Origin of the sequence: Shimia sp. R9_2 (assembly GCF_017743735.1) — a bacterium.
In the GTDB taxonomy this organism is placed as follows: Bacteria; Pseudomonadota; Alphaproteobacteria; order Rhodobacterales; family Rhodobacteraceae; genus Shimia.
Genome location: NZ_JAGHRO010000006.1, coordinates 252,674 through 262,757, shown reverse-complemented (window position 1 = coordinate 262,757; position 10,084 = coordinate 252,674). Strand labels below are relative to the sequence as shown.

Sequence of the window (10,084 nt, the reverse complement as noted above, 5' to 3'; positions counted from 1 at the left end):
TAGCTGTGGGTGTCCGCCACATCCTGATCCGCAACCGTCAACTGGCCAACCACCGCCCCGCGGGCGTTTTCCGCAACGGTCTGCGTCTCCAGCGTGAGACCTGTGACGGCGTCATTTGTGTCCGTCACGTTGATCATGAAGCTCTCAGTATAGGCGCTGCCCGCCGCGTCTGTGACGGTCACCTCCACATCGACCTGCGCCGCCGCCTCATGATCCAGCGCGATGCCGTCCTTCAGCTTCAATGCACCATCGACCACCTCAAAACGGTCGTCTGAGACGGTGTAGCTGTGGGTGTCCGCCACATCCTGATCCGCAACCGTCAACTGGCCAACCACCGCCCCGCGGGCGTTTTCCGCAACGGTCTGCGTCTCCAGCGTGAGACCTGTGACGGCGTCATTTGTGTCCGTCACGTTGATCATGAAGCTCTCAGTATAGGCGCTGCCCGCCGCGTCTGTGACGGTCACCTCCACATCGACCTGCGCCGCCGCCTCATGATCCAGCGCGATGCCGTCCTTCAGCTTGAGTGCGCCGTCGACCACCTCAAAACGGTCGTCTGAGACGGTATAGCTGTGGGTGTCGTTTTGGTTGAGATCTTGGACTGTCAGTCTGCCGATAACTGCACCCGCTTGTTGCTCTGAAACCGTTGTATCCGATAGGGTTAGGCCATCTGGAGCATGGTTTGTTTCGTTATCATCTTCAGGTGTGTTGCGTGTGTCTTCGGCGAGGTTTGATGTGATCTCGGAAGGAGCGGTCACCGGCGCGGCGCGGAAATTGGCAGGGCTAACATCTTCAAACCGGTCTGCCTGGCCGCTTTCGTTTCGAGCGGGATAAACTGTGTTTTGCGGAGCTATCGCCCCTCGGTCATTTTGCGGAAGAGGAGCCGAAACAGGGGCGGTCTGCTCTTCAGAAGGTGCGGCATCGGTCTCAATGATATTCGGGTCGCGACGGGTTTGAGCTATTACCTCTTGGGCTTCTAAGCGGAGTGGCTCCTCAGAAAAATGCGCTGCGCCTCTCTGCCCGGGCTTGTTTAAAACTGCGCCCTCTTGCAGTTCACCAGTATGAAGTGTGCTGCGGCTCTGGTCTTCAGGAGCGGTTTGCGCACCGCGCGCGATGGCATCCGCGATCGCATCTTTCTCTTGCTGCCCCTCAATGGGACCGTCAGTCTCAATCTTCTCTGATCCAAAATCATCGACCATCATACACCGCCATGTTCCAGCATGAAGTCTGAGGCTATCGCACAATAGTTAAGGCGCCGCCTTCAATATGATCGGCATTTGATACGTGTTTTAAGCGAAGACCCTTCGCGCATTCACCTACATGAAAGGTGTTTGAGGGCACTCATAGGGAGAGTGCTTTGTGTGGATCCGATATGGAACAAGACCGTTTCAAAGAGCGAGACAGCTCTTTCTTTTTGAATATGCCGATTTGGATGGCATCACTGTCGTTGAACATTGTCGCGCTCGCCATGCCGATCGTGATTCTGCTCATTTTTGATCGTGTCATTCCATTTCAATCTCTCGATACACTGCGCATGCTCACGTTGATCTTGGTGGTCAGCGTTGGGATAGAGTTTGCGCTGCGGTGGTGTCGCCTCAGCTTGCTGAACATAACCTCAGAACGCGCGGCGGTTTCCAACTACCGTCGCTTTGCCCATCGTGTTTTGCATGCAGAAACTGACCGCTTCGCTTTGGATGAACCATCAACCTACTTGGATCGGTTCGGCGCCATTGCGCAACTGAGAGACTACAGTTCCGGGCAAAACCATGCGGTGCTGATCGATTTGCCGTTCACTTTGCTCTTTGCTGTCATGATTGGTCTGATCGGCGGCTGGCTGGTCGCTGTGCCCCTCTTAGGGTTTGGTATTGTCCTCATGTTTTCTTTGATCATGAAGCGTGCCCAATGGTCTCTGTTTGACACGCGCAAAACACTCGACAATCGAAGATATGCTTTTCTGTCCGAAGTTCTGTCTGGCAGTCAAACCGTCAAAGCCAACAGGATGGAACGCCAGATGGCTCGGCGTTTTGAAAAGTTGGAAAATCAAACTGTGGATTTGAGCCACAGGCTTATCCAATTTTCGGGATTGGCGCAGAACTTTGGCGCAGCCTTTGGCCAGATCTCAATCGCGGCCATGGGGCTGTTCGGTGCTTACTTGGTGATACAGCAGCAGATTGGTATGGCTGAAATGGCGGCCTGTATGCTGTTGAATGGCAGGATTGTGCAGCCGTTGACCAAGCTCATGACGCTTTGGGTCCAGTCAGAGAGCGTGGCAGCGTCCTGGCGCAAGCTTCATGAGATTGATGCACTGGAAGTGCCCGACCCGCCAGTAGCTCGTTCAAGCGCGATTGAGGGCCGCATCACGATCGACAATCTCAGACTGCAACATAAGTCCGGAGCCACAGACCCGGCGGTCCTTAAAAGGCTCGCCATATCTCCTGGGCAAACGATTTTGATGACAGGCGCCGCCCGCTGGCAACTCCAAGCCTTCTATGATGCGATCCTAGGTCGAAACGTGCCCTCTGGATCAAGGGTGTTGATAGATCATTTGCCATCGCAGTCACGTGCGCGGGAGCGTGGGCACAACGCCATTGTGGTTTTGGAAAATGATCCGGCGATTTTGTCAGGCACTTTGCTCGAAAACCTCAGTGCATTTGGCGATGAGACGCAGATCGCTCGAGCCAAGGAAATCGCCGCCAAGCTGGGTCTAGAGCGACGCATCAACCGTTTGCCGACAGGCTACAACACACAGATGGGCGATGGAGGCGGCGTTTTTGAAACTGATCCGGCAAATCGCCAGTTGATTGCATTGGTGCGTGTTTTGGCGCTCCAGCCACGTATTCTTGTAATGAGTGAACCCACCGCTGCCTTGGACACACCTGAGCGTGAGGCACTCTCGGCCCATCTCGCGGAGATGAAGTCCAAAACAACCATTCTGATGGATAGCCCGGATCCGCATATGAAACGTCTCGCAGATATTGAGTGCGATTTGGAGAGCGGGAGTGCCGTGCCTATCGACTGGCAAGTTGATGCACCGGCAGAAGCAACGATCCATTCCCACAGGAGGGACGTGGCATGACTCTCGTGAACGCAAAGCACGCTAGCGACCTGCTGCAAGAGTTGCTGCTTGTCGGCGGATGGCAAAACAACCCGGATGCCATCGCAGAGGCTCTCCCGCACCATAGTCAGACACTTGAGCTTGGGGACCTGCTCCATACGCTGGACAATCTCGAAGTGCCCTATGTCTCCACAAAATGCTTGGAGACCCAGATTACGCGAGAAGAGTGCCCGGCGCTGGTGTTTCCTACCAATGGCGACTGCTACATTTTGCTGGACTTGGCTGATGGCATGCTGCTGGTCGCCGATCTAGAGGGGGGGCGGCCTGCCAAACGCGCACCTGAACGGAGCAGATGCGCTGTCATTCGCATTGAGCAGTTCAGCTTCCAGCCGGCGCGGCAAACCAAATTGACGGTCTGGGAAACCTTCAAGGCGACACGCCAGATGGTCCCGGGTCTCTTGTTTGCGGCGTTCCTGATCAATTCGCTTGGCTTGTTCGTGCCTTTGTTGATTATGGCCATTTACGATCAGGTCATTCCCTCCGGCTCCACGGATCTTTTGGTCGCGCTTGCCCTTGGCGTCGCAATACTTACAGCCTCCGATTTTTTGTTCCGCAGTGTCCGTACCCGCGCACTAGCTTATGTCGGTCAAAAGGGTGAGCGCACTTTGACAATTGCGCTATTTCGAAAGCTGATGCGCCTGCCATTGGGGCAACTTCAGAGATCCAGTGTAAGCCAACAGATTGCGCGCTTTCGGCAGTTTGAGTCCTTGCGCGAGCTTTTCACAGGATCGGTTGTCACAAACGTGATTGATTTGCCGTTTGCCCTGATGTTCCTGGCCGTGTTGACATATTTGTCCCCCTACGTCGGCTTCCTCACATTTGGGTTGGCCATCGTCATGCTGACGATGGAGGTGCTTATGCAGCCCTTCCAAGAGCGACGAGATCAAGCCGCCGCAGAGGCGCAGCGGGCGAGCTCGATGGTCATCCAAGACGCCGTAAGACATCAGCAGACCCTCGCAAATCTCGGCATGCGGGACCGTTGGTTGGAACGTTGCATGCCGCTGGCAGATGCGGCAGAGGTTGCAACCGCGAAGGCGCGCCAACTCCGCAATCTTGTACACACGCTTTCGCAAAGCCTTGTTTCGTTGGGGACTCTTGGCGCAATTGTCATAAGCGCGCATGGTGCCGTTGCGGGCACGATGAGCTTTGGCGCGCTGATAGCGTCCATTGCTTTGGTGTCCAAGGTGCTGGCCCCCATTCAGGCATTCCAGACATCTCTCGGCCAAATTGCGGGCTTCCGAAAGAGCCAGCAACAAGCAGATCAGGTTCTTGCCCTAAATGAAGAAATGGAGCTGGGCCTCAGCCAATCGCACCAAAAAACTCTACGAGGCGAAATATCACTCAGTGGCGTGAGCTATCGACCGGACCCCATCAGCCCACCAATCTTGACATCTGTTGATTTCACCTGCGCGCCAGGCGAATTGGTTGTGCTCTTGGGGCCAGACATTGCCGGTCGTGCGGCTGTTTTGGATCTCGTCAGCGGTCTTCATACGCCGACGGGTGGGGTGATTGAACATGACGGCATCGACATCCGCCAGATCGCACGCGATGAACTACGCAAATCCGTGACCTACGCAACTTATAGCCCCCAATTGTTCTACGGGACGGTGAGCCAAAATTTCCGTCTGGCATCCCCCGCATTGTCGCAAATCCAAATCGACGAAGCCTTGGAAGATATGGGCATTCGCGACAAGGTCGAACGATTGCCCGAAGGGTGTGAAACCCGCCTGAACGCGCAGGTGCTTGCCGGGGTCGCCGAGGCGCGGCTCAAATCCTTAGCGCTCGCGCGCAGTATCGCGCGACAGTCTTCAATTTATCTCTTCTCAGAACCGACCGATGGGTTGACCGACGAACGGCGATTGAAACTTAAAGACTGGATGCAGCGCGAGCGAGGTCACAAGACCATTCTCGTCGCCACCGCTGACACGTCCTTCCTGCAAATGGCAGATCGTTTGATTTATCTGAATGGTGGTCGTGTGATCGTCAACGACACCGGGGCAGCGGCGCGCAAGAAAGTGGAAGCTGTCATGAAAGCAATGGGAACTCAATGATGCGGAATTCAGCAATGAAGCGACACAAAGAAGGCCCGATTGCAAAGGCCAAACACAAAGATGAGAATTCTAAGGCACGTGTGGCGAGCCTTATTGCCACTATATTTTCAGGTATGGTGGTCGCGTTGGTGATCCTGTCAGGCCGTACGGAAGTACCTCAGATCACGCGAGCGCCGGGCACAATTGTGCCGGTGGGGGACTACACACAAATCGAGGTGTTGGATGGCGGCGTTGTCGATCGTGTTTATGTTCACGATGGGGATCGCGTCGAAGCGGGCGACATCCTTTTAGAGCTGCGCCACCCAGATCTGAACAAAGAACAGCTGAGACTGCAGGAACAAATCTCAACGATTGAGCGCAAGCTTGCAAACGCTCAAACGGCCCTGGGCTTCCTCGAAAGAGGAGAGCTTGCTACGGAGGATGCACTGGCCAAACTTCGTCTGGGCAAGCAATTTCGCGCTGCGGCAACACTTGAAATTTTCACGGAAAGCCAAAGGGTTAAAGCTGTTTCAATCGCGCAGCAAGAAGAAACGCTTGAGATCCTTAAGGAATCGCAGAGTTTCACATTAGAGCGTATTGAACGCAAAAAAGAAGAGTTGGAGCGTGCGCGCCAGCTGAATGCTCAGGGTCTAACAACACAGCGCGATCTTGCGCGTGAAGCGGACCAATTGGACGCGCTGCGCAAAGCTGCCTCAGACGGTGAGGTGCGCCTTGCCCAAGCCCGCAGCGCGCTCACGCTGACGCAGGCAGAAATGGCAGAACAAGGCTTGTCCCTGCGCGAAAGGCTGTTGAATGAGGCGGAAGAGCTGAGCGACCTGCGCAGCGAGTTGGAGGTCTCCTTGCATGTCGTGGAACGTAAGCTCGCAGACCTCAAAATCGTGTCACCCAATCAAGGCATCGTCCAATCCGTCGCCTTTCCAAATATCGGTGAGGTTATTGCGCCGGGCGAAACGATCTTTGAACTCTTGCCCACGCGACTTGATCTGATGGTAGAGGCGCGCATTCCCAACCGCGAAATTGGCCACGTTGGGGTAGACCAAAATGTAAAGCTTGCTATCGACACCTATGATGTACGCCGGTTTGGTAAGGTAGACGGCCATGTCGTGGCACTCAGCCCGGTGCCGCTTGTTGATGAACAGACAGGAGAAACCTATTTCCGCGCGTCTATCCAATTGGATGGCGAAACGATTGGGCGGGGCGCATTTGAGAGCCCGTTGCAGGCAGGGATGACTGTTGTCGCCGAGATGACGACAGGCCAAAAAAACTTGCTTGCTTATATGCTGAAGCCTGTGGACGAAACACTTAGCAACGCCTTTAACGAACGCTGAGAGAGCTTTCTTGGCACGCAAGATTGCTCAGAGTGTACCCCCAATTCACGTGAATAAGGTCCTTTGCGATACGGGGCAAAGAGAGTTTCGACGAAATTGATGTGTGCCCATTACGCGGTGGATTTGCAGTTAAGCAGCACAGAGCGTCGGGCTTGCAGAGTGTTGCATCAGCACCGGTCAACAGTAAGCGGTGGGCCGATCACACGGTTTTCACGTAGTTCCAAGGCATCAGCTCGTTGATGGCGGTTTGTTTGTGCCCCTGGGCGATGGCCGTCAAGACGCCAGACAGATAGCCATGGGGCTCAATCCCGTTGAGTTTGCAAGTTTCGATCAGCGACGCGATGATTGCCCAGTTTTGCGCGCCAGTATCATGTCCGGCAAAGAGTGCGTTTTTGCGATTCAGGGCGATGGGGCGGATGGTGCGTTCGACGGGACTGTTGTCGAGTTCGATGCGCCCGTCACTGAGGAACAGGATCAGCCCATCCCAGTATTTGGCAATGTATTTCAGGGCTTCTCCGGTCGGGGATTTGGCCGAGACACGGGCGCGGTTTTGGGCAAGCCAGATCTCAAAGGCATCGATGACGGGCTTTGAGCGCTCTTGCCGCGCGGTACGACGTTGCTCAACAGTCTGACCGCGCAAGTCTTTTTCGATGCGATAGAGTGCCTGGATTTGAGCCAGGCCTTCCTGCGCGACCGGCGCCGCCCCAGATTGGGTAACATCATGCAATTTGCGGCGGGCATGCGCCCAGCAATAGGCCAGTGTCACCTCCTGTGCGGGCCGTTTGAGCAAGCGGTTGTAGCCAGCGTACCCATCGACCTGCAACGTGCCGCTGAAGCCTTTCAAAATGTTGTCCGCATGCTGGCCAGATCGTCCCGGCGCATAGGTGAAGGCCACGCCGGGCGGATCCTCACCACCCCACGGCCTGTCATCGCGGGCCAGCGCCCAGAAGTAACCCGTCTTGGTCCGCTTTCGTCCCGGTGCCAGAACGGGGGCAGGGGTTTCATCCATGAAGAGCTTGGTGGAATGCTTTAGGTCAACCAGTAACGCGTCATACACCGGGGTCAGTTCGAAGGCAGATTTACCAACCCAAGCGGCCAAGGTCGAGCGATCCAGATCAATGCCCTGACGGCTGTAGATCTGGGCCTGCCGATAGAGCGGCAAGTGATCGGCGTATTTGCAGACAAGCACATGGGCCAGCGTTGCCTCGGTTGGCATGCCACCTGCGATAAGGTGGGCGGGTGCCGAGGCTTGGGTAATGCCAGTCTCGCAAGATCGGCAGGCGTATTTCGGACGACGGGTGACGATCACGCGGAACTGGGCCGGAATGATATCCAGCCGTTCACTGACATCCTCGCCGATTACATGACGCGCGGCTCCGCAGGCGCAAGAGCGCTCGGGCTCAATGACCACTTCCACCCGCTCTAAATGCTTGGGCAATGACCCACGATTGGTCTGGCGTGGTTTTGATGGCCGCTCCGGCGCGGTGCGTTCGTCGGCGTCAATCTCGGCTTCCACCTGCTCGATGGCCGTCTCGATATCTTCGAGTTCCAACTCATATTGGGCCGGATCAATCTTCTCGGATTTGGCCCCAAAGAGCGCTTTCTTGAAGGAGGCAACCAAGGCCTCAAGCCGCGCATTCTGATCCTGCTGCGCGCGGATAATTGCCTTCAATTCGGCAATGTCATCGGGCAATTTGTCAGGCTCAGTCATGCCTGTTCCAATAACAAAACAAGGACAGACTGGCCCGTGTAAAGGGCACCGTGAGTCACTCCGCCGCAGCCGGAGCCGCCACCTCCAGAGGCTGCACCCGCCGCCAATCCAACCCCGCGAACAACGCCTCAAACTGGGCCGGTTCCAGGCGCATCACCCCGTTCTTGATCGCGGGCCATGTGAAGCTGTTATCTTCGAGCCGTTTGTAAGCCATCACCAGCCCGCTGCCGTCCCAATAGATCAGCTTAAGCCGATCTGCGCGCTTGGCGCGGAACACATAGACGGAGCCATCGAAAGGTCTTTGGCGCAGGTGGCCCTGCACCAGAGCTGCCAGGCCATCATGGCCCTTGCGGAAGTCCACTTGATCACTGGCCACAAAGATCCGGACCTTATGGGATGGTGTGATCACGTCGCTAAAGCCCGCGCAACCTCGGCGATCCGCACCGCGGGCGTCTCGGCATCAAGACGAACGGTGACATCGCCTTTGATCACATCAACTGTGCCTGAGAGTGTGGTGGACCGAGGCTGGACGACAGGCGCAGGCGTCTCCATTTCAACAGGAACGAAGTCCATGCCCTCCAAATTTGGCAGAACCAACTTGCCCTGTCGCGCCATCCGCCGCCAGTCAGACACAGTGCTGGGGATTAACTCATACCGCTTGGCAACCGCGTTGACCGTATCGCCTTCGATCAACGTCTCCGCCACGATCCGAGCCTTCAACTCAGGCGGCCAATCCCGCTTTCCATCCGCACGCCGCGGCACCCTTGCCAGAAACTCGCTTGTAGCTCCCATATAGAAACTCCCATCAAATCAAAGAAGCCTCTGAATCGCAGGTCACGCGTCATGCTGTAAGTGTGGGGGGGGGGAAACACCGGTTACGGTCAACACAGCGTAAAGCCCCAAAAGGTCGCGCCGATGAAGATCGCTTGGTTGCCGACATGATCGAACTGGCTCGCCAGTATGGCCGATACGGTTATCGCCGCATCGCAGCTTTGCTGAGAGATGCGGGATGGCGGGTGAACGACAAGCGTGTTGAACGCCTGTGGCGGCGTGAGGGGCTCAAGGTGCCGATGAAGCAGCCCAAGAAAGGACGGCTCTGGCTCAACGATGGCTCGTGTATTCGACTGCGTGCAGAGTATCCCAACCATGTCTGGTCGTACGACTTCGTTCATCATCGAACGGATGATGGAAGGGCGTTCAGAACATTGAATATCCTTGATGAGCACAGCCGGGAATGCTTAGCGATCCGAGTGAAACGGAAGCTGAATTCAGCCGAGGTGATCGACGCATTGACGGATTTGTTCATCCTGCGCGGTGTTCCGGCCTACATCAGATCAGACAACGGCCCAGAGTTCATAGCTCAGGTTGTTCGGGATTGGATAGGCGCGGTCGGAGCCAAGACCGCTTACATCGAGCCGGGGTCACCTTGGGAGAATGGATACTGTGAAAGCTTCAACGCCCGGTTCCGCGACGAGCTGCTAAATGGTGAAGTCTTCTACAGCTTAAAGGAGGCCCAAATCCTGATCGAACAATGGAGGAAGCACTACAACACCAAACGACCACATAGTGCCTTGGGCTATCGCCCACCGGCCCCGGAAAACATCGTCCCAATGGAAACAAGGCCAATCATGCACTAACATTCAAACTGGACCACTTAGGTGGGGCCGATCAGCTCAGGCACGTGATGTTCCAGGCAGCTATGGTTGCAAGTCACCACAATCCGGCCTTGAAAACTTTCGCGGATCGTTTGCGTGACGCAGGGAAACCGCACAAAGTCGTCATCACCGCTGTTGCCAGAAAACTCGCGACCATCGTCAACGCTCTCATCAAATCAGGACAGAAATGGTCTTCACAGAACATCTGAGAGATACAGTTGCTAGAT

The 10,084-nt window shown here is 55.8% G+C and carries 8 protein-coding genes and 1 pseudogene; 5 read left to right on the top strand and 4 right to left on the bottom strand.

Going from position 1 to position 10,084, the window contains the following annotated elements; all coding sequences use genetic code 11:
• Positions 1 to 1,196: cadherin repeat domain-containing protein (locus tag J7400_RS15675; protein WP_209064971.1), on the bottom strand; the 1,196-nt coding region annotated here is incomplete at its 3' end.
• A gap of 173 nt (positions 1,197 to 1,369) precedes the next feature.
• Here J7400_RS15675 and J7400_RS15670 point away from each other — a divergent pair.
• From J7400_RS15670 to J7400_RS15660, 3 genes are read left to right on the top strand one after another with little or no spacing between them, the layout of a single operon-like run.
• On the top strand, positions 1,370 to 3,073 hold the full coding sequence (locus J7400_RS15670; protein WP_209064969.1) for an ABC transporter transmembrane domain-containing protein: 1,704 nt from the start codon (positions 1,370 to 1,372) through the stop codon (positions 3,071 to 3,073).
• Positions 3,070 to 5,163 carry an ABC transporter transmembrane domain-containing protein gene (locus J7400_RS15665; RefSeq protein ID WP_209064967.1) on the top strand — a complete coding sequence of 698 codons (2,094 nt, stop codon included), beginning with the start codon at positions 3,070 to 3,072 and terminating at the stop codon, positions 5,161 to 5,163. The genes J7400_RS15670 and J7400_RS15665 overlap by 4 nt, the downstream gene beginning before the upstream one ends.
• Positions 5,160 to 6,491, top strand: a complete 1,332-nt coding sequence (locus J7400_RS15660) for an HlyD family type I secretion periplasmic adaptor subunit (RefSeq protein WP_348540183.1) — start codon at positions 5,160 to 5,162, stop codon at positions 6,489 to 6,491. Before J7400_RS15665 ends, J7400_RS15660 begins: the two co-directional genes overlap by 4 nt.
• Positions 6,492 to 6,690: 199 nt before the next feature.
• Here the strand turns inward: J7400_RS15660 and J7400_RS15655 are convergent, their stop codons facing one another.
• From J7400_RS15655 to J7400_RS15645, 3 genes are read right to left on the bottom strand one after another with little or no spacing between them, the layout of a single operon-like run.
• The gene (locus J7400_RS15655) at positions 6,691 to 8,202 is read right to left on the bottom strand and encodes an IS66 family transposase (RefSeq protein ID WP_209064963.1); all 1,512 of its coding nucleotides are present in this window, start codon (positions 8,200 to 8,202) and stop codon (positions 6,691 to 6,693) included.
• A 55-nt stretch (positions 8,203 to 8,257) separates the two neighbouring features.
• Entirely contained in the window at positions 8,258 to 8,611 is a 354-nt protein-coding gene (tnpB, locus tag J7400_RS15650; protein WP_209064961.1) for an IS66 family insertion sequence element accessory protein TnpB, read from the bottom strand.
• Positions 8,608 to 8,994, bottom strand: coding sequence for a transposase (locus J7400_RS15645; protein ID WP_209064959.1), 387 nt, complete (start codon positions 8,992 to 8,994; stop codon positions 8,608 to 8,610). Before J7400_RS15645 ends, tnpB begins: the two co-directional genes overlap by 4 nt.
• 71 nt (positions 8,995 to 9,065) lie before the next feature.
• Here J7400_RS15645 and J7400_RS15640 point away from each other — a divergent pair.
• Positions 9,066 to 9,839, top strand: a pseudogene (locus J7400_RS15640) (IS3 family transposase); the annotation flags it as partial.
• A 47-nt stretch (positions 9,840 to 9,886) separates the two neighbouring features.
• Entirely contained in the window at positions 9,887 to 10,066 is a 180-nt protein-coding gene (locus tag J7400_RS15635) for a hypothetical protein (RefSeq protein WP_209064957.1), read from the top strand.
• The last annotated feature ends 18 nt before the right edge of the window (positions 10,067 to 10,084 follow it).

Bases quoted from the DNA above. Each gene is read 5' to 3' on its own strand.
- J7400_RS15665 (WP_209064967.1), top strand. From the start codon at position 3,070: ATGACTCTCGTGAACGCAAAGCACGCTAGCGACCTGCTGCAAGAGTTG.
- J7400_RS15670 (WP_209064969.1), top strand. From the start codon at position 1,370: ATGGAACAAGACCGTTTCAAAGAGCGAGACAGCTCTTTCTTTTTGAAT.
- J7400_RS15635 (WP_209064957.1), top strand. From the start codon at position 9,887: ATGTTCCAGGCAGCTATGGTTGCAAGTCACCACAATCCGGCCTTGAAA.
- J7400_RS15645 (WP_209064959.1), bottom strand. From the start codon at position 8,994: ATGGGAGCTACAAGCGAGTTTCTGGCAAGGGTGCCGCGGCGTGCGGAT.
- J7400_RS15660 (WP_348540183.1), top strand. From the start codon at position 5,160: ATGATGCGGAATTCAGCAATGAAGCGACACAAAGAAGGCCCGATTGCA.
- J7400_RS15655 (WP_209064963.1), bottom strand. From the start codon at position 8,202: ATGACTGAGCCTGACAAATTGCCCGATGACATTGCCGAATTGAAGGCA.